The sequence below is a fragment of the Thalassotalea agariperforans genome, assembly GCF_053470345.1.
On the sequence record NZ_JBQMWH010000004.1, the window covers coordinates 139940 to 162531 of the forward strand.

Annotated in this window: 20 protein-coding genes and 1 riboswitch; of the genes, 13 read left to right on the plus strand and 7 right to left on the minus strand. The window is 36.8% G+C overall.

Annotated features, from left to right (window positions below; all coding sequences use genetic code 11):
• Positions 1–115: 115 nt before the first annotated feature.
• From ACSLUO_RS07870 to ACSLUO_RS07885, 4 genes are all read left to right on the plus strand, one after another.
• The gene (locus ACSLUO_RS07870) at positions 116–1585 is read left to right on the plus strand and encodes a protein adenylyltransferase SelO (RefSeq protein ID WP_448247731.1); all 1470 of its coding nucleotides are present in this window, start codon (positions 116–118) and stop codon (positions 1583–1585) included.
• Positions 1573–1869 carry a DUF3630 family protein gene (locus tag ACSLUO_RS07875; protein ID WP_448247733.1) on the plus strand — a complete coding sequence of 99 codons (297 nt, stop codon included), beginning with the start codon at positions 1573–1575 and terminating at the stop codon, positions 1867–1869. Before ACSLUO_RS07870 ends, ACSLUO_RS07875 begins: the two co-directional genes overlap by 13 nt.
• A gap of 105 nt (positions 1870–1974) precedes the next feature.
• Positions 1975–3588 (plus strand): sensor domain-containing diguanylate cyclase, encoded by a 1614-nt coding sequence (locus tag ACSLUO_RS07880; protein WP_448247735.1) that lies wholly within the window; start codon positions 1975–1977, stop codon positions 3586–3588.
• A gap of 5 nt (positions 3589–3593) precedes the next feature.
• Positions 3594–4061, plus strand: a complete 468-nt coding sequence (locus ACSLUO_RS07885; protein WP_448247737.1) for a 2-thiouracil desulfurase family protein — start codon at positions 3594–3596, stop codon at positions 4059–4061.
• Here ACSLUO_RS07885 and ACSLUO_RS07890 read toward each other — a convergent pair.
• On the minus strand, positions 4058–5065 hold the full coding sequence (locus ACSLUO_RS07890) for a GGDEF domain-containing protein (RefSeq protein ID WP_448247739.1): 1008 nt from the start codon (positions 5063–5065) through the stop codon (positions 4058–4060). The two genes, ACSLUO_RS07885 and ACSLUO_RS07890, sit on opposite strands and share 4 nt — an antisense overlap.
• 216 nt (positions 5066–5281) lie before the next feature.
• Positions 5282–5364: riboswitch (cyclic di-GMP riboswitch) on the minus strand.
• Between the two features lie 263 nt (positions 5365–5627).
• Between ACSLUO_RS07890 and ACSLUO_RS07895 the strand changes: the two genes are divergently transcribed.
• Together ACSLUO_RS07895 and ACSLUO_RS07900 are read left to right on the plus strand one after the other, a co-directional pair.
• The gene (locus tag ACSLUO_RS07895) at positions 5628–7478 is read left to right on the plus strand and encodes a tetratricopeptide repeat protein (RefSeq protein ID WP_448247741.1); all 1851 of its coding nucleotides are present in this window, start codon (positions 5628–5630) and stop codon (positions 7476–7478) included.
• Between the two features lie 27 nt (positions 7479–7505).
• A complete protein-coding gene (locus ACSLUO_RS07900) occupies positions 7506–8009 on the plus strand; it encodes a hypothetical protein (protein ID WP_448247742.1) in 504 nt (167 codons plus the stop codon).
• Between the two features lie 48 nt (positions 8010–8057).
• Here the strand turns inward: ACSLUO_RS07900 and ACSLUO_RS07905 are convergent, their stop codons facing one another.
• The 4 genes from ACSLUO_RS07905 to speA all read right to left on the minus strand — a co-directional run bounded on the left by ACSLUO_RS07905 (position 8058) and on the right by speA (position 12501).
• Positions 8058–8312, minus strand: coding sequence for a hypothetical protein (locus tag ACSLUO_RS07905; RefSeq protein ID WP_448247744.1), 255 nt, complete (start codon positions 8310–8312; stop codon positions 8058–8060).
• 126 nt (positions 8313–8438) lie between these two features.
• Positions 8439–9701 (minus strand): mechanosensitive ion channel family protein, encoded by a 1263-nt coding sequence (locus tag ACSLUO_RS07910; protein WP_448247745.1) that lies wholly within the window; start codon positions 9699–9701, stop codon positions 8439–8441.
• A 26-nt stretch (positions 9702–9727) separates the two neighbouring features.
• Complete coding sequence (gene yihG, locus ACSLUO_RS07915) at positions 9728–10615, minus strand: 1-acylglycerol-3-phosphate O-acyltransferase, YihG family (RefSeq protein ID WP_448247747.1); 888 nt, start codon at positions 10613–10615, stop codon at positions 9728–9730.
• Between the two features lie 5 nt (positions 10616–10620).
• Positions 10621–12501 carry a biosynthetic arginine decarboxylase gene (speA, locus tag ACSLUO_RS07920; protein ID WP_448247749.1) on the minus strand — a complete coding sequence of 627 codons (1881 nt, stop codon included), beginning with the start codon at positions 12499–12501 and terminating at the stop codon, positions 10621–10623.
• Positions 12502–12609: 108 nt separating this feature from the next.
• On the opposite strand from speA, the gene speE reads away from it, so the two are divergent.
• From speE to ACSLUO_RS07945, 5 genes are all read left to right on the plus strand, one after another.
• Positions 12610–13473, plus strand: a complete 864-nt coding sequence (speE, locus tag ACSLUO_RS07925; RefSeq protein WP_448247750.1) for a polyamine aminopropyltransferase — start codon at positions 12610–12612, stop codon at positions 13471–13473.
• Positions 13474–13678: 205 nt separating this feature from the next.
• Positions 13679–14779: a glutamate 5-kinase gene (gene proB, locus ACSLUO_RS07930; protein WP_448247752.1), complete on the plus strand. Its 1101-nt coding sequence runs from the start codon at positions 13679–13681 to the stop codon at positions 14777–14779.
• A gap of 49 nt (positions 14780–14828) precedes the next feature.
• Positions 14829–16085 (plus strand): glutamate-5-semialdehyde dehydrogenase, encoded by a 1257-nt coding sequence (locus tag ACSLUO_RS07935; protein ID WP_448247754.1) that lies wholly within the window; start codon positions 14829–14831, stop codon positions 16083–16085.
• Between the two features lie 284 nt (positions 16086–16369).
• Entirely contained in the window at positions 16370–16705 is a 336-nt protein-coding gene (locus tag ACSLUO_RS07940) for a hypothetical protein (protein ID WP_448247756.1), read from the plus strand.
• Positions 16706–16749: 44 nt separating this feature from the next.
• Positions 16750–17817 (plus strand): transporter, encoded by a 1068-nt coding sequence (locus tag ACSLUO_RS07945; RefSeq protein WP_448247757.1) that lies wholly within the window; start codon positions 16750–16752, stop codon positions 17815–17817.
• Between the two features lie 74 nt (positions 17818–17891).
• On the opposite strand, the gene ppnP is transcribed toward ACSLUO_RS07945, so the two are convergent.
• Together ppnP and ilvC are read right to left on the minus strand one after the other, a co-directional pair.
• Positions 17892–18209 (minus strand): pyrimidine/purine nucleoside phosphorylase, encoded by a 318-nt coding sequence (gene ppnP, locus ACSLUO_RS07950; RefSeq protein WP_448247759.1) that lies wholly within the window; start codon positions 18207–18209, stop codon positions 17892–17894.
• Positions 18210–18338: 129 nt separating this feature from the next.
• Entirely contained in the window at positions 18339–19817 is a 1479-nt protein-coding gene (ilvC, locus tag ACSLUO_RS07955) for a ketol-acid reductoisomerase (RefSeq protein ID WP_448247760.1), read from the minus strand.
• A 154-nt stretch (positions 19818–19971) separates the two neighbouring features.
• Between ilvC and ilvY the strand changes: the two genes are divergently transcribed.
• Both ilvY and ACSLUO_RS07965 read left to right on the plus strand, forming a co-directional pair.
• Positions 19972–20850 (plus strand): HTH-type transcriptional activator IlvY, encoded by an 879-nt coding sequence (gene ilvY / locus ACSLUO_RS07960; RefSeq protein ID WP_448247762.1) that lies wholly within the window; start codon positions 19972–19974, stop codon positions 20848–20850.
• A 39-nt stretch (positions 20851–20889) separates the two neighbouring features.
• Positions 20890–22542 (plus strand): S41 family peptidase, encoded by a 1653-nt coding sequence (locus ACSLUO_RS07965; protein WP_448247764.1) that lies wholly within the window; start codon positions 20890–20892, stop codon positions 22540–22542.
• The last annotated feature ends 50 nt before the right edge of the window (positions 22543–22592 follow it).

Below are 22592 nucleotides of genomic sequence, written 5' to 3' on the forward strand. Positions count from 1 at the left end.
CCCTCTATTTTATGAATTGATTTACAAAGCTAAATTGATTATATGTAAAAACTACTGGGCTGTCGTTGGTTTTTTTTCGTATCATAGCGACTGAATTTAAAATTGAAGTCAAAATATGTCTGAATCGCTCAACTTATCTTTTAAAAATATCACCACGACAGCACTGCCATTTATTTTTCAAGATGTTAACACCACGCCATTCAGTCATAACTATTTAGCGGCATACAGCCCAGCCGCAGCAGAATATATCGCGCTACCTAAAACAATTAATAAGCATCCTGATTTTGTTAAAATTTTTAGTGGTGAACTGTTACCCAAAGGGGGTCGATATACAGCACAAGTCTATGCCGGCCATCAATTTGGCCACTTTGTGCCACAACTAGGTGATGGCCGTAGCATTTCCTTAGGTGAAGTAGAAAATAATCAACAGAAAGTAATTGATATTCAGTTAAAAGGCTCAGGACCAACACCTTATTCACGCATGGGTGACGGTCGAGCTGTATTACGTTCCTGTATCCGCGAATTTTTGGCCAGTGAAGCGATGGCGGCACTTAATATTCCTACCACTCGTGCTTTATGCATTACCTCAACAAATCAGCCCGTTTTTCGCGAACAGGCTGAACACGGTGCCATCATGACTCGGCTCACGCCGTCAAATATCCGCTTTGGTCATTTTGAATACTTTTTTCACCATAACAAGCTCGATGAACTCGACCAATTAGCCAACTATTGCCTAAATGAATTATACCCAGAATGTCTGCAAACTGAGCAACCGCACCTAGCCATGTTAGACAAAATTACTCAGCGCACAGCCGTATTAATGGCAAAATGGCAGGCGGTAGGTTTTGCTCACGGCGTTATGAATACCGATAATATGTCGATTTTAGGGCTCACCATAGATTATGGCCCCTTTGGCTTTTTAGATAATTACCAGCCTAAATATATTTGTAATCATTCCGATCATCAGGGGCGCTATGCTTTTGAGCAACAACCTAGTATTGGTTTATGGAATTTAAATGCACTCGCTTATACCTTTTCAAGATGGTTGTCACCAGACGATATTCGCACTGTTTTAAGCCGTTATGAAACGACATTATTAAACCATTATCATGAATTAATGCGAACCAAATTAGGGTTATTATCATGGCAAGCAGAAGATAAATACCTGCTCGGTAAGCTGTTAAAACTGATGGAAAAAAACAACGCTGACTACACCAATACCTTTAGATCATTAAATACCATCATGCTTAACGACAATGAAAACACCCATTGCCAAGCCTTTCTTGCATTATTTAATAATGATGACATTTTAGCTTGGTTAGCTGAGTACCAAGCGCGTATACAAAGCCAAAACCTTGATGATGCTGCTCGTCATCGCCAACAAAACAGCGCTAATCCGAAATACATTTTAAGAAATTATTTAGCCGAAACCGCCATACGTTCAGCCAATACTGGGGACTTTTCAGAAATTGAGCTATTAAGAAAGCTTTTATCTAGACCTTTTGACGAACAACCCAACATGGCGGCTTATGCGAAAAAACCACCTAGTTGGAGTAAAGAATTGGAAATATCATGCAGCAGTTAATCAGTGTAAGCCTTGTCGATGACAACCTAGAAATTCGTTTTAAAGATTATTGGTATCAAGAAGATATTGAACAGCTTTATCAATTATTGTTTGAACAATTAACCGACTTTAGCTTGGTTGAATCCTTATTAGGTGCCGATCGTCAAACCTATCGATTAACCTGTCATAATCAGTATGTCTTATTACATTTCGATTATTACAGCCAGTCTTGCTGGTTTAATGTTGAAGCGGCAAGCGATCAACCTTTATTGTCAAAATTGATAGCAACCTTTCAGCCAAATTGATATAAATTAATAAAAAATTACAACTAATATTTATCAGCTATACTGAACTGTTGAGCAATAAAAACCAGAATAACAACAAAGAGCCAAAAAGGCCGTATGATTAAAATGAATTTACGTAATAAAGTCATTATATTACCAACTATTATCATGTTGGCTATTTTTATTGTCGGCATGATAAGTATCGAGTTTTATTTAAAAAATGAACTCACTAAAAACCTACAAACACGCCTTCAGAATTTATCTTCGTTTTCACTTGCAGCCATAGAACTTATTGATAATTCATCATCTGAAACAACTAACCCTAAATTTGACTTATTAGCGGACCAAATTGGTAACTCAAACAATATTAGAGTTACTTTTATTGATCAAAACGGCACGATAATAGGAGACTCAGAGCTAGCTTTAAATGAATTAGCTAATGCTGAAAACCATAATAACCGGCCAGAAATTATTAATGCTATCAAATTTGGTACCGGTTCCAGTATTCGTTATAGTCAAACTTTGGCGCAAAATATGGCTTATTTTGCTTCTTATGACGCTAAAACTGGCTACATTGCCCGTGTTGCCCTTAATAGTAATATATACCATCACACCATCATAAATTTACGTTGGCGGTTTACCATTATCAGTATCATTACCATCATTGTTATGGTGATTTTTGGTGTTTTTTCGATGCGTTTAATTACCAAAGCGGTAGATAAAGAACGCGAGGCACAAACACAAGTATTAGCCAAAAAAACGCGAGAAATAACATTAATACAAACCTTATCGACCATGTTAAACGGCTTAACCTGTATTCACGATGCCAATCGAGTTATCAGCAATATTTTACCCAAATTACTACCAAACTATAGTGGTGCAATTTTTTTGCAAGAAGAAAACAATCGCTTATTACAGCAACTTTCACATTGGGGAAAAAGTTGGTCTGATGACATTTCAGTGCCAAGCCGATGGCGGCAAAAAATAGCATCCGAAATAGATCTGATCGTTACAGATGATCTACACATTATTAATAATGTTATTTATGCCGGTTTAAAAACTCAAGATACTGACTTAGGAGTCATCTATTTAATTAGTCCAACAGCCGATATTTCGGAAACAGAGCAACAACTATTAAAAAATATTACCCAACAAATTAGCTTAGCCCTCGTTAACCTGTCCGTTAAAGATCAATTGCGTAACCAAGCCATTCGAGATCCATTAACAAACCTATATAACCGGCGCTTTATGTTTGAAACTTTTGAACAAGCAATAAATCGAGCAGAAAGACACAATAGTTCGCTGGCCGTGTTAATGATAGATATTGATGATTTCAAAAAATTTAATGATATTCACGGTCATGATGCCGGCGATCATGTATTAATGGAAATTGCTCACATTCTAAATACTAAAAGTAGACTAGAAGATATAGCCTGTCGTTTAGGTGGTGAAGAATTTTGTATTATTTGTCCCGACAGTGATTTAAAAAGTGCATATGCTCTAGCTGAAAAAATTAGAGAATACATTAATAACTTATCTGTTATTTTTGATAACAACATTTTAGGGAATATCACGATTTCCACTGGTATTTCAATATATCCAATCCATGGTAAAGACACTCACGCCTTGTTAAAAAATGCTGATTTAGCTTTATATAGCGCTAAAGACAAGGGAAGAAACATCACGGTAATTTCTGAATATAGCGCAGCAAAACCATTAACTGTTAATAAGGCCACCTAGTTTAAATGCATAAAATTTTAATTAGTGCCTGTTTGTTAGGCGAAAACGTGCGTTATAACGGCATAATCAAAAAATTAGAACACCAAGTACTGAAGCAATGGCAAGCAGAAAATCGCTTAGTAGTGATCTGCCCTGAGGTTGTTGGCGGCTTATCAACCCCACGAGCGCCTGCAGAATATAATAAACAGCTTGATAAAGTCATTACCTCAACTGGTGCTGATGTCACTCATGCTTTTCAATTAGGCGCCAAAACAGCGCTTACATTATGCAAAAATCATCACATTGAATTTGCATTATTAAAAGAATCTAGTCCATCATGCGGCAGCCATACCATATATGATGGCAGTTTTTCTCAACAAAAAATTGCAGGAGCGGGCATAACCACCCAATTATTAAGAAAAAATAACATACGCGTATATTCAGAAGAAAATATAGCCGAACTGATTGCTGACCTAAAGCTGCGGGAAAGTTAGCTAGCTAATACTTGATTGTGCTGTTGACGTTGGAAGTTTTTTAATAAAATTCGCGTTTTGGCTAACAAAGCTTGTACGTTTTGTTTAGCTTTTAATTCGTTTACACCAAGAGAAATAGTTAATTGCGGTAAACGAACACCGGTTTTACTACTAATAAACCTTAACTTTTCTACCCCATGACGTATTTTTTCAGCTATTTCAGCCGCGGTAGCTTTTTCTACACCCGGTAATAAAATTAAAAACTCATCGCTTCCCGTTCTTACCGGCAAGCCACTTTCTCCAACATAACTGGTGACCTTTTTAGCCACTTTAGATAATAGAACATTGCCAATAAGTGGTCCAAATTTGTTATTCAGTTGTTTAAAATGATCAACATTAATAACAATCGCAGCAATATTTTGCTCTGGATTTTCAGTTACCCAGGTTTCCATATGTTTATTTAACGCTTTACGATTGTATAAACCGGTTAGCGGGTCTAAAAATATTTCTTTTCTGATCTCTTCAAGTTCCGCTTTTAGCTGCTCAGTATGCTCTTGCGTTACCGCTAATTGTTTAGCTACCGCTTCTTGCTTAACTTTAAGAGCGTTAGAGGCATGATAAATTGATGATATAGCTTGAGTAATTTCTACTTTATTTTTGGATTGTAAATCAGTGAGATTTTCGTTGATATGATTGATGAACTGATTAACTGAACCTGATGATGTTTCACATTGCTGCTTAACTTCAGATAAGACATTGGCTAAATCTGTTACTAAATCATCACGAAACTGGCTCTGCCCTAAAATATATTGCCGAAATAGCTCTTCAAGAAAAAATTCATCGAGGGAGTTTTGTACTTGTAAATAGGAGTCGATATCACTCATCAGTTTATCATGGCTGCCAGCAACGTAATGATAACTGATTGAATAGTTTATAGGGTTTGCAGGAATACACCACTCTTCAAGCTGCTGAATAGCCAGCGCCATCTTATTTTTAGCTTGTGGTATATTATCTTTATACTTCAAAATAATTAGCTAACTTTTTTATTATTATTATTAAAAAATGTCATCTAATGTTGATGACTTATTAACCATTCTGAATTTTAGATAAAATATTGTAAAGCTTTATCTTGCATTTTTATGAAATTAACTAAGGAATTGAAGTGAAGAAAGGAAAAGGAAGCACGCAAAGTACCGTATAGCCAACTGACTTAATAAAGATAAGCCCCCACTATATCTAAATTTGGCAGTTCCGCTGTCCTAGGTTTCCCCTTAGACCGGTAACTTTGCGTCTCTAGTTTTCACTAGATTTGCCTTTTCAAGCTTTAGTAGCTCTATTGGCATTATTAATCAAGCCAAAGGACTTGTAAACCCTTAAAGCTAAAGTATAGTGTTATTTATCCTGATTGTTTTTAATTTAACGACTCTTAGATTAAGAAAAGATGAGAAAAGAGTTTAACTAACCGTATGAAATAAATATGCTTTTGCTATTTAATTCTAACTTTAGATAGTTTCCCCTAATACTAGGAACAACCATCTTAAGTTCTGATTAGTTACAGATTCATCGGTTTGACTGTGAGAAAGAGACTTGATATTCAACAACTTAACAAGCCAAATTTTACTATTTATTTTATTTGCAATTATTCCCTTTTTTTCTCAAGCCAACAATAATTCATTAGAAGATATTGATGCTAACATATTAAAAATACGTAGTTTTTTAGAATTGGATAGTGAGGAATTACCCCATCAAGAAGTATTAGCCCTCACAAGTCATATCATTCAACAGCGTCATTATTACGATCAAACCACTCTTGCAAAAAGTTATATTTTATTAGCTGACATTGCGATTAATCGCGGCGATCTAGCAAAAGCACTGCAATTTTCGCAAGATGGTCTCAGCCTTAATATTACAGAGCCACGCATTAAACTAAATCTATTGCTTAAAACCGCATCAGGTTATTACGCAAAAGGTAAGTTTCAAGAAGTAAAAAAAATAGCAGATAACATTATACTGCTAGCAAAAGACGAAAGCTTAATCAATTATCGTTTAAAGGCACTTGGTTATCGTGCCGTTGTTTACGCGCTTATTGTCGATTATGCCAACGCCTCAAAAGACTTAGCACAAATTGAAAAGATCCTAGATATTCATCAAGAGTTCTTAGATCATATTGATCTATTAGAGATATTAGCTACTGCACATCATTATTTAAGTGATTATGAAACCGCCATTTCAATGCATTTAAAGTTACTCAATTTACGTTATCGTTTTGCTAAAACGAGTGATATTGGTAATAGCTACTTTGCTCTCGCTTCGGCATATAAGCAGCTTAATCGACTGGATGATGCTTATGATGCTTTCTGGCAAGCTAAAAAAGCATCTGAGGCAGCTAACTCTCCCATCAAACAAGCTTATGCTGAATTAGGCTTAGGTGAAGTATTATTTCTACAAAAAGATTATCAACAAGCATTTAAACGATTAAGCAAAGCGAAACAATTATTTAGTGGCCGTAATTTATCAAAACCTTATTTAAGTACTTTGATCACTTTAGCTAAAGTAAATATACAATTAAAAAAACATAAAATTGCAGATCAATTATTAGTTCGCGCCGAATATATTGCCAAGCATTTAGATTTATCCGCTGAACAAATCGAGTTATATCAGCTCTTGTCAGAAATGTATGCTAAGCAAAATCAACAGAAAAAAGCTTGGCAAATGTTAAATCGATATATCTCGTTATACCGAGAATTACATAAACAACGACACTCAATCTTTGAACAGCAGTTACAAACCGAACAGGCGAGTCAACACAACCGTAAGGTCACATTACAGCTGGCACTTAAAAGCGAATTACAAGCGCAATACGCAGAAAAGTTTCGTGAACGTAAACAGTTAACTGATTTATTAGTGCTGGTGATTATTATTTTAACCGGCTTATTACTTATGACATTACTGAAAAGGCGAAATCAGCGCTTAAGCGATAGCCAAAATGATATCGAGCAACCTCTCCATATACTGCCCAATAGCGCACAAACTAAACAGCTTTATCAAAAATCCTATAAAATGGCGCGAAAATATCAATATAAATTAAGTGTCGCGTATTTAATTATTCACAACTGGCAAGAACTCACCTTTAAGTGCAATAAAAAAGAATTAAATGAAGTACGTAATACACTCGCTACCGTAATAAACGAATATAAAGGCGAGTTTGATTTAGCGGGCTTATTAAATGACGGTGAGTATATATTGATTTTTCCACATCAAGATAAAGAACAAGTTAATAAATTAGTATCCGCTTTAACTGAAGCTCTCAAAGTAAGGTTTTTTGCCAACTTAGGTGAAGTTGCTGTTAATATCAATTACGGTTTGGAAACTCTGAATATTCAAGATATAGATCCTTTTATATTTTTGTCTCGATTAACCGAATCGGTAAAAAAATAATTTTTAATTACGGGGAGTAATTAACATATGTTTATTGTTGTTTCATTGGTTGCTGTCTTTGTTATGATCAGTATCTACTTGTATTTTCGCGCTGAAAGCCTGCAATCTGAGTTAACATTATCTAAGCGCGAAGCGCAAAAAGTTAAAAAAGAGAATGGCTTTTTAATTGATGCCATGATTATTTCAGCAAACAAAAATGAAGAATTTGCTAAATTTCGCTTACAAGAAATGAAAAATAATATGGATGAGAAACTAGCAGAAACCCTAAAAGAGGAACTAGAATATATTACTCTGTTAACCGCCAATTACGGCACCATTTATAAAGAATGCTTAAAAGGTAATGTACAATTAAAAACAGTTACAAAAAACTGTTTAGATAATTATACCGCCGGCACATTTAATTGTTTTACGCTTTTTATTACTAATCAAGACAGCGCTTTAAAAAAAATGTGGTTAAGTAATAATTTACAAGGATTTATTTCCTTAGTTGAAGCCTTATTACTTCAGCTGAATAAAAAAATTAAGACATAAAAAAAGCACTATTTAAGTGCTTTATTTAAAATCAGATACGGTAAATGATTACGGACGAATATGAATATTAGGTGCGGTATCTATCTGGCCATCATCATGGATAGTTGCAGCATTACCATCACATAATAAAATAGCTAAACTACCAGCACTGCTACTACGAATAAAGGCAAGATCATAACCAAATTGCGTTAAACTACTCGCAGCAAATTTTTGCGCTAACGTTAGCTTATCCCACAACATTGCTTTTTCTGGTGTGTATTGCCTTCTTTCAAGCAACACTTCACGCTCTAATAATGCTTGCATTTGCGTCCCCGACTTCTAATTATATTTTCGTATTCGTTAATGCTGCCACATTAACCTAGGTAGATTGAAAATTCAACAATTCCGCTGCTAATTTGTTGTTTATTATTTGAGCTAAACTAAACAACATTATTTTCCGATTGTTTGATGCGATTTATCCCGCCAATCATAGCCCGTTGGATGTTGAAACACACGTAAATTAAATACCGGTGCCATCGCATATAAATGATCAAAAATATCGGCTTGAATACCTTCATACGCTACCCAGTTTTGTTCGGCACTAAAAAAATATAATTCTAATGGTAAACCCGCTGCCGTTGCCGGTAACTGCCTAACCATACAAGTCATATTTTTATGTACTTTTTCATGGGAAGCTAAATAAGCTTCAATATACGCTCTAAACGTGCCGATATTAGTTAACTGTCGGGCATTTACCGCATCATGATCAGCTATGCCTTTATCATTACACCATGTTGCTATTTCTGCTTGTTTTCCCGCTAAATAATCTTTCAATAACCTTACCGAACTCAATCGTTCAATATCTTGAGATTGATAAAATTGAATACTGCTAATATCAATAATAATTGCCCGTTTAATACGACGACCACCAGAATGGAACATGTCGCGCCAGTTTTTAAATGAGCCACTGATCAAGGCATAAGTTGGTACTGTGGTAATGGTTTTATCAAAGTTTTGAATTTTTACGGTATTTAAACCTATTTCAATAACATCACCATCAGCACCATAATGAGGTAACTCAACCCAGTCGCCTGGTGCTACCATACGGTTAGCTGATATTTGAATACTGGCCACTAACCCTTTGATGGTATCTTGAAACACTAAAATTAACACCGCCGTTAATGCACCTAAACCACTTAATAAATAGATAGGTGATTTATCAATAATGTAAGAAACGGCCAAAATAGTCGCAATAATATACAAAATTAATTTGATCACCTGAATGGTGGAGTTTAAAGGAATATATTTTTGATGCGCTTTATCTCGGTAAATATAGTTAAAAACATTTAAAAAAGCGCTAATACTAGCAGCTACTTGAAAACAAATGGCAATCTTTGCCAACACCACTAACAAGCCATTTAATACATGCTCTGCAGGTATAATGTAAGGGGTAATGACGATGATCAATACACTCGGCACGAGTGAAGCAATATGAGCAAAAACTTTATGATCTATTAATTTATCATCAAAAGTATTTTTCGTTTTCGATGCCCAACGCTGAGCAAAATATAATAATTGATATTTAGCAATATAATGACTCAATAACGCACTAATAATAATCAACATCACGCCAATAGCAGCAGCGCTACTAGCCAGCCATTGCTCAGGAATACCTTGTGCTGCTAACCATGATGCGATTAATTCATTAACCATTATTTATTCCTACTATTGCGACAATATTATTGATTATATTCTGATAATTTTTTGTCTTTCTCTTGCCATTGAACATTTAACCATTGCTGAAAGCTTTGTTTGAATTTTTTATCGTTGAAATAATCACCAATCATTTCTTCAGGGATCGGTAATACTTCAATATCAACATTCACCGCTTTAACTTTTCCACATAAAAAGTCGGCAAACGTTGGAATACCATCAGGATAATGGATGGTTACATTCACTAATTTAGTTAAATGTTGTCCCATCGCATCTAACGCATAAGCAATACCACCCGCTTTCGGACGCAATAAATGCTGAAATGGCGATTGCTGCTTTTGGTGTTTCTCGTCAGTAAAACGTGTACCTTCAATGAAGTTCATAATACTAACAGGTTTATATTTAAATTTTTCGCAAGCCTTACGAGTTGTTTCAAAATCACTACCGATCAAATGCGGGTTTTTTCGTAAGAATGACTGGCTATAGCGTTTCATAAAAGGAAAATCTAACGCCCACCATGCAATACCTAAAATTGGCACATACATTAACTCTTTTTTCAAAAAGAACTTTAAAAAAGGAATTTTACCATGCAATAAACGCTGCAAAATCACAATATCTACCCAGCTTTGATGATTACCTATTACCATGTACCAATCATGCATCGCTAAGTCACCTGACCAGGTCGCGTTAATTTTGGTATTAATGAATAACTTTTGAATCAGCGTGTTAACCGCAACCCAGCCACTGGCGCTATGATCTAATAAATAACTTAACATTTTTCGCCAAAACACCAACGGCACTAAAGCCTTTAGTAACGAAAAAACAATAATTGGAATCACCCAAAACAAGGTGTTCGCGGTATAAAAAACAAATGAAAGCAGCCCAGTGATCGGGCTAGGTAAAAAACTCAACATAGTATTTATTCTTCGAAATAAGTGTACCCATCAATGCCATTTTCAAGCTCTGACATTAACTCATTTATTACCAAGGCGTCATGCTTTTGTGCACTCAAGAGCTGTTGGTAATTCCTTAATAGTTGTGGTTTATCAAAATGTACTGTTTTTAATACATCTTCGGCTGACTCTCCTTTTAAGACTTGACCAATGTGATAGCCTTGCTCCGTCAATTCAACATGAATTGAATCTGTATCACCAAATAAATTATGTAAATCACCCAGTATCTCTTGATAAGCTCCCACCATAAACATCGCTAAAGTGTATGGTTTACCCGAGTTAAATTGTGGCAATGGTAAACTAGACTCAATACCTGCACCATCCACATATTGTTTAATTTGGCCATCAGAATCACAAGTAATATCTTGAATAATAACACGTTGAGTTAAATCTTCATCCATTCTTGAGGTCGGCAATATTGGAAATAATTGCTCAATCCCCCAAGCATCAGGTAACGATTGAAATAATGAAAAATTACAAAACATTTTATCGGCTAATTTTTCATTTAAATCGTCTAATATTTCACGATGCGCTCTGGTGGCGGGGTTTAATATCGCTTGGGTTTTGCGTAAGGCATAAAAATATAATTGTTCTACGTGTGCCCACTCCATTAACGATAAAGTGCCACTGGTATATTGATAATGGGCATCCGTAAAAAAATGTAGGGCATTATGATAACCCTCAACTGCAGAGCGTTCAGTCAAGTTTTGGCTTGCTTGCCACAATGCTTGAATAACCGATGCTGCTTCTTCATTAGGTTCTTTAGGTGTTGTTAAACCTGGTGCACTTTCACATTCTATAACATTCGTTAATAACACTGCATGGTGTGCTGTCATTGCCCGACCTGATTCACTGATAATATCGGGATGTGGTAGCTCTAACTGTTGGCAAATATCAGCAAACGCGCCAACAATGTTACGGGCATATTCTTCCATAGAATAATTCATTGAACAGGCATTTCTTGAGCGACTACCTTCATAATCAACCCCTAACCCACCACCAACATCAACCGTGGTAATATTGATGCCTAGCTGACGTAACTCGGCATAATGACGAGCACACTCACCAACCGCATTATGGATATCACGAATATTCGCCACTTGAGAGCCAATATGAAAATGCACTAAGGTTAATAAGTGCAAAGCATTAGCTTGTTTTAACAGCTCAATCGCTTGTAATAATTGATTGGCGGTAAAGCCAAATTTTCCTTTTTCACCACCTGTATTTTGCCATTTACCTTTTGCGGCAGAATTGAGTTTAATGCGAATACCTAATTCAGGGTGCGCTTTATTGGCATCAAAGTCCGCTAAAAAGTTTTTCAGCTCTGAGAGCTTTTCAATCACAATGCATACTTGGTGCCCCATATGGCTACCAATAGTTGCCAAACGCAAAAACTCGGTATCTTTATAACCATTACAAATGATGCGAATAGGCTTAGTAGAAACACCTAATATAGCAAGCATTTCCGCCTTACTACCGGCTTCCAAACCAACATTATTACTGTCATGGCTCAACAGTTTTTCAACCACACTGCGTTGCTGGTTTACCTTAATAGGATACACTGCGGTATATTTTCCGCGATATTCTTTGTACTCGTTGGCATTAGCAAACGCATTGATCAAACGATCAATACGATGCAACAAAATATCAGTAAAACGAACCAAAACCGGTAGCGTTAAATTTTTATCAGAAAATTGCGCAATTAAATCATCAAGAATGATGTCGCGATTATCATCTCGACCATGAGGGTGAGCAACTAATTGACCTTGATTATTAATTGAAAAATAGCCTGAACTCCATTCATCAACATTGTAAATTTGCTCAGCTTGTAAACTTTTTGACGCCACGATAAAAACTCTAAATTAAAGAAGACGAATAATTTTAATGACATTTTATCTTTCTTTCAGTATAAATCGCCAAAATAGTTAAAATTAATCCAACATATCGAGGATCGCATGGCGTCTTTTAATACAAACGAATGGTTTACTGAAGTTCACCATGACGTAGATAGTGCTTATTCATTAAAAATCAGCAAAAAAGTTGATGAAGAGCAATCACCATTTCAAAAAGTTGAAATTTTTGAAACTACGCAATTTGGCAACTTAATGACCATAGATGGCTGCACTATGGTGTCAACACGTGAAAACTTTTTATATCACGAAATGATGACACATCCGGTGCTGTTTACTCATAAAGCCCCTAAAAATGTTGTTATTATTGGTGGTGGTGACTGTGGCACCTTAAAAGAGGTATTAAAACACCCTGGCATTGAAAGTGTTCATCAAATTGATATTGATGAAGTTGTTACCCGCATGTCAGAAAAATACTTCCCTGAATTATGTGAGTCAAATGGTGACCCACGCGCCCACATCTTATTTGATGATGGCATTAAATTTATGGCGGAAGCCGAAGCTGAATCATTTGATATTGTTATTGTTGATTCAACGGATCCAATTGGCCCGGGTGAAGGTTTATTTAATCGTGCATTTTATAGCTCATGCCTTAAAGCATTACGTACAGGTGGTATTTTAGTACAACAAAGTGAATCTCCTTTATACCACTTAGAGTTATTAACCAGTATGCGCACCGCCATGACAGATTCAGGTTTTGCCGATTTACAAACGTTAAGTTTTCCACAACCTATTTACCCAAGTGGTTGGTGGAGTTGTACTTTTGCCATAAAAGGCGAGCAATTTGGTGATTTCAGACGTAATGATGCTGACAATGCTGAATTAGACACATTGTATTACAATAGTGACATTCACCAAGGGGCAAAAGCGCTACCAAACTTTGTCAAAAAAGCGTTTCAAGCCAAATAACTAAGTGTGTGTTTTTACAACACATTTAGTATCAAGTTGCACAATATTGCCTTTTATTAGTGATTCAAACATTAAAAATGAGCAATATTGTGCTTTTTATCGCTAAAAGCGTTAAAATCAACATTCTTAAAAAGTAGATGCGAATAAAACAAGCGCATTTACCAATTTTTAAGACTTGCTTACTCGGTAGGAATTGGGAGCCAAAATGAACTTTAACCGTGCGGTTATTAAAGTAGGTAGTGCGCTGGTTGCGCCTGATGCCAATGGTTGTAGCGGGCAATATGTCGCCGCTATTGCTGACTTTATTAATCAATGTCAACAAGCTGGTAAAGAAATCATCTTAGTGTCATCTGGCAGTGTTGCTGCTGGTCGTACATTAATTCAGCATGGCTCGCCTATTCCATCAATTCCAACAAAACAAGCAATGGCATCAGTCGGCCAAATGCAAATGATGGCTAATTGGCAAAAATACATTGAAAAACCGTGTAGCCAATTATTGATAACCCATGCCGATTTAAAAAACCGCCAGCGTTATATCAATATTAAAAACACCTTACGGGTTTTATTAGAAAATCACGTATTACCCATAGTTAACGAAAACGACACAGTAGCTACCGATGAGTTAAAAGTTGGAGACAACGATAACTTAGCCGCTTTAGTCGCTTTAGTCAGTGAAGCTGACTGCTTATTTATTTTAAGTGATATTAATGGTGTTTATAACGCTGATCCGCGTTCTAATCCTGATGCTATAATGTTCAGTGAAATACCTGACATTACGCCTGAAATTTACGCTATGGCAGGTTCAACAACCAATGTCATTGCCACTGGCGGTATGAAAACCAAAATTCAGGCAGCTGACAAAGCAACCGAAAATGGGATAGATACTTACATCATCAACGGTAGTAATCCTGCCGTTTTTACACAATTATTACAGGGTCAAAACCCAGGTACTCGCTTTATAGCGAAACAAGCGGCAACCAAAGCCAAACAGCAATGGTTAAAGCATACCTTAAAAAGCAATGGCCAGCTTATTTTAGACACGGGCGCAACCAATGCAGTGTTGCACAAAGGTGCTTCGTTATTACCTTCAGGCATTAAAAAGGTGATCGGTCATTTTGCCGCTGGCGAGTCTATTGATATTATCAATGGGGAAAATCAGCAAGTGATCGCCAAAGGCATTAGCCAGTATAGCTATCGTGATTTAGAAAAAATAAAAGGTCATAAAAGTGATCAAATTGATCTACTTTTAGGTTATTGTCCTAGTAAAGTAATTGTGCATCGCGACGATATGGTGATCGTCGCTTAATTCTTACAGCGTATGTATATCACCAATGCATCCAACGAAGGAAAGAAACATGACAAGCAAATTTGATATTGCCGACATGGCAGCAAAAACACGTATCGCAAGCAGAGAAGTGGCTCAGTTAACCACTACTGAAAAAGACAATTTATTATTGGCAATGGCTGCTGGTATTGAAGCGCAAACCGCTGACATTTTAAAAGAAAATGAAAAAGACATTCAAACAGGCCGTGATAAAGGCTTGTCTGATGCTATGCTTGATCGCCTATTATTAACCGAACAACGCATTAAAGACATTGCCGATGCTATGCGTGAAATTGTTAGTTTGGCGGATCCTGTTGGCTCAATGGCCAATGTTATTTTACGTCCAAATGGCATGCAAGTAGGTAAAATGCGCATTCCTTTAGGCGTTATTGCTATGATTTATGAAGCACGCCCAAATGTCACCGCAGAAGCTGCAGCACTTTGTATAAAATCAGGTAATGCAGTTATTTTACGTGGCGGCTCTGAAGCAATTCATAGTAACTTAGCACTCGCCAATTGTTTACATAAAGTATTAATTGAAAACGATTTAGACAAGCACATTGTTTGTGTTATTCCTGATACCAGCAGAACTGTGATTGAAGGCTTATTAAAGCAACGTGAATCAATTGATTTAGTGATCCCACGTGGTGGCGAAGGCTTGATCCGTTATGTAACTGAAAACAGCCAAATTCCGGTGATCCAACACTTTAAAGGTGTGTGTCACTTATTTGTTGATAAATTTGCCGATTTAACTAAAGCGACCAATATATTAGTTAATGGTAAAACCCAGCGTCCAAGTGCTTGTAACTCACTTGAAACCTTATTAGTTCATCAAGATATTGCTGAGCAATTTTTACCGATTGCCGCAGAAGGGCTAGCGGAATTTAATGTTAAAGTGCACGCTTGTGAATTAAGTAAACCACACTTTGCTGATGCGAGTTTAGCCACCGAAGAAGATTTTCATGCTGAGTATTTAGCACAAGAAATTGCGGTGAGAGTGGTTGAAAGTTATGACGATGCCATTGAACATATCAATAAATATACGTCTGATCACACTGAAGTTATTGTTACTCAAGACACTAGCCGCAGCCAAAAATTTGTCCGCCAAATTAACTCATCTGTAGTTATGGTGAACGCGTCATCACGTTTTTCTGATGGCGGTCAATTAGGTTTAGGTTCTGAAATTGGTATTTCAACCAGTAAATTGCATGCTTATGGCCCTATGGGTTTAAGCTCGTTAACAACTGAAAAGTTTGTTGTTATTGGTGATGGTCAAGTAAGGAGCTAATTTTAAGCTTTTGATAAAAACGCGCATTAACGGCTGTTATTGCGCGTTTTTTTATGCAGGTATTTTGTGCCAGGCTTAGTTATACTAATTTCATTCAAGATATTGGTATAAGCATAAATAATTGATTGCGGTTTAAGCGTTAAGCTGTAGAATAAATTCTACTTATCTCTATTGAATCAACATAGTAGCCATTAGTGCCTAAGTTTTATTTTAAACAATCCGTATTGCTAATTTTACTTTTAGTATCACATTTACTGGCTATAATTGCGCCAGCAAATGCCAGCATGCAAAATTTACATAATACGGTTCAAAATGAAGATTATGCCCCTATATGTAATGGCACAGGTAAAATTCGTTGGATCAAATTATCAGACTATTATCAAACCGGTAAGCTCACCTTTGTTGAATTACCAAACCCTACAAATGACAATGCCAGCAACTCGAATAACTCCTGCCCTATTTGCTCTTTGTTCACACAACTGGATGATAATTTAGCGTTAACAAACGCAATATTGCTTTTCGATAAAGCCGTATTTTCATCCATTAGTTCCCTCACTAAAGCCTACTTTAAACAAGAAGTTGCTAGCGCCAATGCGCGTGCGCCGCCGCTATTTTCTTAGAAATTTAATCTTATTTTTTAACTTTTAATTTTTTAGGAAAACCTATGTCTACTTTTAATAAAGCAGCCCTTGCTGTTGGATTCGTATTATTGTCTCCAAATGTTTTTGCCGACCAGAATCATAACACTACCTTACCTGAAACCCATGCTCCTATTGGCGTAATGGGCGATCACATGCATAAAGCAGGTGAGTTTATGTTTTCTTACCGCCTCATGACTATGTCTATGTCTGGTAACTTACAAGGCGACAACAGTATTTCGTCTGACGAAATTGCCACTACTGTTTCCAACCCTTTTGCTAGCATGCCAATGATGCCGCCAACAGTACGGGTTGTACCACAAAAAATGAGCACCAATATGCATATGCTCGGTTTTATGTATGCACCTAGTGATGATATTACCTTAATGGCGATGGTAAATTATTTAACTAAAGATATGGATTTAACCACTTATCAAGGCATGATGGGAACTAATACCTTAGGTGATTTCACCACCAAAAGTTCGGGTTTTGGTGATACTAAATTAGGCTTGTTATACCGTTTATTTGATAACCAAACGCATCACTTTCATTTAAATGCCAACTGGTCTATTCCAACCGGTTCAATTGATGAAACTGACACCGCCCTAACGCCAATGAATATGCAAATGAGTATGCGCCTACCTTATGGTATGCAACTTGGTAGTGGTTCAAATATTATCGAGCTAGGTACTACCTACAATGGTTATGCTGATCGTACTAATTGGGGCGCGCAAATGTTATACAGCGCAGCTATTGATGATAACGATGAAAATTACCAAGTTGGTGACAAACTTAACTTAACGGCATGGTACGCTTATCGTTTTGCTGATTCGTATAGCGCTTCGGTAAGAGTGAATTACCTTGATCAGGATGCAATTGATGGCATGGATAAGATGATCATGGCACCAGTTACCACAGCTAATCCACAAAACTATGGTGGTGAACGGATAGACTTAGCACTCGGTTTAAATACGGTTATCGCTAATCAGCATCGTATTGCTTTTGAATATGTTGTGCCAGTAGATAACAAGGTTAATGGTGTACAAATGGACATGGACAATATGTTCACCGTTGGTTACCAATTGGCCTTTTAGATTTAGGAAAACTAAAAAGCCGCTATTCATGTTACTGAATAACGGCTTTTTAAAGATGATTAAACGATTACTGCTTATTCAGCAATATAGGTACAACAGTAATCAATAATTGTTTTAGCTTTGATGTCAAACGAGCTATTAGCGTCAACATTGAATGACTCACCGCCTTTAATGGTTTTCCACTCAGTTTCACCCGCAAGTAAAATTTCACAATCACCGGCAGTGATTTCCATTAACTCAGCTTCTTTTGTACCAAAATTATACTCACCTGCTTGCATAACACCCAAAGTTTTAAAGCTACCATCAGCAAAAGTGATAGTACGGCTAACTACTTTACCTTCAAAATATACATTAGCTGCTCTTGGGATTGATACGTTAGTAAAATCGCTCATTGGAATTCCTTAAGTTGTGTTGGGGCCGTTTGTCTACATCCTGTAACGGCAGAACATACATCCTGTATCTAAAATAATAAAGCGGCATCTGGATTGACCAAATGCCGCTTTTTAAGCATTAAAGATTAATTAACCTTCAACGATTTTTTTCATATCTGTCATGTAGCCACGTAATTCTTTACCGATAGCTTCAACGCCATGGCTGCGAATTTCTTCGTTAACTTCAATTAAACGTTTGTTATCAACGCCATTTGAACCTGATAAACCTTCACCTAAGTCAGCTAATGTTAACTTGCTTACGAAGTCTGAAAGTAATGGTACCGCAGCATGGCTGAATAAGTAGTTACCGTACTCAGCTGTATCAGAAATTACAACATTCATTTCGTGTAACATGTTACGCGCAATACAGTTAGCAATTAACGGAGTTTCATGTAATGACTCGTAGTAAGCAGATTCAGCGATAATGCCAGAATCAACCATAGCTTCAAACGCTAATTCAACACCGGCTTTAACCATAGCAACTAAGAAAATACCTTTGTCGTAAAATTCTTGTTCAGTGATTTCTGTATCAACTTCTGGCGCTTGCTCAAAAGAAGTTTCAGCAGTTTGTGCACGCCAAGTTAATAAGTTAACGTCATCATTTGCCCAGTCTTCCATCATAGTCGCAGAGAAACGACCTTCAATGATGTCATCCATGTGCTTTTGGAATAAAGGACGTAAAATTTCTTTTAATTCTAAAGACATATCAAACGCTTTGATTTTAGCAGGGTTTGATAAGCGATCCATCATGTTAGTGATACCGCCGTGTTTTAAGCCTTCAGTTACCGTTTCCCAACCAAATTGAATTAACTTACGGGCATAACCGGCATCAACACCGTTAGCCACTAATTGTTGGTGACCTAAAATAGCACCTGTTTGTAACATACCACAAAGGATAGTTTGCTCACCCATAAGGTCAGACTTAACTTCAGCAATAAATGAAGATTGTAAAACACCAGCACGGTCACCACCAGTTGCTGAAGCGTATGCTTTAGCGATAGCCCAACCGTTACCTTCTGGGTCATTTTCTGGGTGAACAGCAATTAGTGTTGGTACACCAAAACCACGCTTGTATTCTTCACGAACTTCAGTACCAGGACACTTAGGAGCAACCATTACAACAGTGATATCTTCACGAATTTGCATACCTTCTTCAACGATATTAAAACCGTGAGAATAAGCTAATGCAGAGCCTTTTTTCATTAACGGCATAACTGCAGAAACAGCAGAAGTATGTTGTTTGTCAGGCGTTAAGTTTAATACTAAGTCAGCGGTAGGAATTAATTCTTCATAAGTACCAACAGTAAAACCGTTTTCAGTAGCCCACTGCCATGATTGACGTTTTTCAGCAATAGCAGCTTCACGTAAAGCGTAAGAGATGTTTAAGCCAGAATCGCGCATGTTTAAACCTTGGTTTAAACCTTGAGCACCACAACCAACAATAACAATGTTCCAACCTTTTAAGAAGTTACAACCGTCAGCGAATTCTTCGCGCTTCATAAAACGACATTGACCTAATTGGTCTAATTTTTCACGTAAACTTAAAGTATTAAAGTAATTTTGACCCATGAGTATTCCTACAAACGTTATTTGGATTTTTCAGTGCAAGCACTTTACCCTAGATCTATCGTTGCTTAAAATGATATATTTGCACTATCGCATTGCAATAATTGCAACATACTTATTGCTGTTGCTAAATTTCAATTATTTTTAAGAGAAGTGTATGAATTTAAAATCATTAAGTTTGTTTCAACAACTGGCCACCAGTTTGCACTTTTCACAAACCGCACAAAAAAACCATGTGAGCCCATCAACACTCAGCCGAGCCATTCAACGTTTAGAAGAAGAAATGGGCTGTGAATTGTTGATCCGTGATAACCGCTCAGTTACTTTGACACCCGCTGGCGAAAAATTAAAAGTGTATGCTGAGCAACAACTTGAACAATATAAATTATTGCAGCTATCACTTAACCAACAGCAAGCAGAATTAACCGGTAAATTACATATCTATTGTTCAGTAACCGCTGCATATAGCCATTTACCTGAGCTGATTGATAACTTTCGCCAGCAACATCCTTTAGTTGAAATTATGCTAACCACAGGCGATGCTTCTGACGCTTTACAGCAAGTACAAAATCAATCAGTGGATATTGCCATTGCTGCCAAACCAGACAATTTACCCGCAAGTTACTTTTTTCATCATTTAGCCGAAATTCCGTTATCGGTTATTGCACCAACCATTACTTGTAAGGTTCAACAACAGCTAAAAGAGAAATTTGTTGATTGGTCGAAAGTCCCTCTTATATTGCCTGAATCAGGCTCAACCCGAACTTGTTTTGAAAAATGGTTCCGTAGTTTACAATTTGGTAAACCCAATATTTATGCCACGGTTTCTGGCCATGAGGCAATCGTTTCCATGGTTGCATTAGGCTGTGGAATTGGCATTGCGCCGAAAGTTGTGGTAGAAAATAGCCCGGTAAAAGAACGGATTTATAATTTAGTGGCTTACAATTATTTTTCGCCTTTAACATTAGGGCTTTGTTGTTTAAATATCAAACGAGAAAATTTACTGATCAAAGCGTTTTTAGCCAGCTGTTTATAATGCTCTACAAATATACAAATAAGAAAAAGGAATTCATTTATGTTAATTAATTTATTTAAACAGGGTCTTAGGATCTCCTTGCCGACGCTATTTTTAATTGGTTGTGGCGGAGGTGGTGGTGGTTTCTCATCAACATCAAATGATGATCAAACTGATAACGTAAAATTTAACGATCCAACTACTATTACCTCATTATGGACTAAAGGTGTTTTTGAGCCCGCAGTAAACTATAAAGATCAATGCCATAACCCTAGAACAGGTATTGATCCCTACACAAATTCTAACTTTCCAGATAAGGCCGGTAGCAGCATGCATGAAAAAATGTGGCTGCGCTCATGGAGCAATGATACTTACCTTTGGTATAACGAAATAATTGACGTAAATCCTCAATCGTATTCTGTTCTCAGTTATTTTGATCATCTAAAAACCAAAGAACGTAATCAAAGTGGCGAGCTAAAAGACAATTTTCATTTTACCCAGCCTACTGACGAATATAATGCTGCCAGTCAAGGTGGCACAGTATCCGGTTATGGTATTGATTGGAATTTTGTCAGCACAATGCCGCCACGTAAACTCATAGTTAATTACACTGAAGATAATTCTCCGGCCGCATTAGCGAATGTAAAAAGGGGCTTTGAACTGGTTGAAATTGATGGCATTGATTTTATTAACACTAATACCATCAGCAACATTGATAAAATCAACAATGCCTTATTCCCTAGTGTTAACGGTCTGAGTCACGACTTTACCTTTGCCGATCCAAATAATAATACAGAAATAACAGTCACATTAACCTCCGCTGATATTGCGGTAAACTACGTACAAAATGTTAAACAAGTCGATAGCGGACAAAACAGCATTGGTTATTTACAGCTGAACGGCTTTAACCGTAATGGCCAATCCCAATTAATTTCAGCCATTAACCAGTTCAGCAATGCCAATGTCAGTGATTTAGTCATCGATTTACGCTACAACGGCGGTGGTTTGTTAGTAATGTCGTCTCAGTTAGCTTATATGGTTGCCGGACAAGCACAAAGTAGCGGTTTAACTTTTGAAACCACCAAGTTTAACGACAAATACCCAAGCAAAGATCCGATCACTAACGAAACCTTAACACCAACCCCGTTTTACGATAAAGAAATTGACTGGAGTATTGGTGCTTTTACCACCACAAGCTTACCTAGTTTAAACTTAGCACGAGTATTTATCCTGAGTACTGAAAATACCTGCTCAGCCAGTGAAGCATTAATTAATGGTTTACGTGGCATTGATGTTGAAGTGATCTTAATTGGTGATACCACCTGTGGTAAGCCATACGGTTTTTATCCACAAGACAACTGTGGCACTACTTATTTTACTATTCAGTTTTCAGGAGTGAATGAGAAAGGTTTTGGTGAATATAGCCAAGGCTTTAAACCAACACCAAATCCAGTAGCTCCGGCCGACGTATTAGGCTGCCAAGTGGCTGATGATTATAATTATCCGTTAGGTGATGAAAACGAAGCTTTGTTCGCAGCGGCCATTAATTATGCTCAAACAGGGTCTTGCCCAGTCCAAGCTCAAACGCAATCAAGCATAAGACAAACAACAGCAAATGAAGATGGCATCGCCATTAAAACACCAAATACCATGTTAAATGCCATTATCGAAGAAAATAAAATTTATACCCCGATAAAAACCTACCAGCCTTAACATGATAAAGAGTGCTAACCGGTGTTAGTACTCTTTATAACACTAAGTTT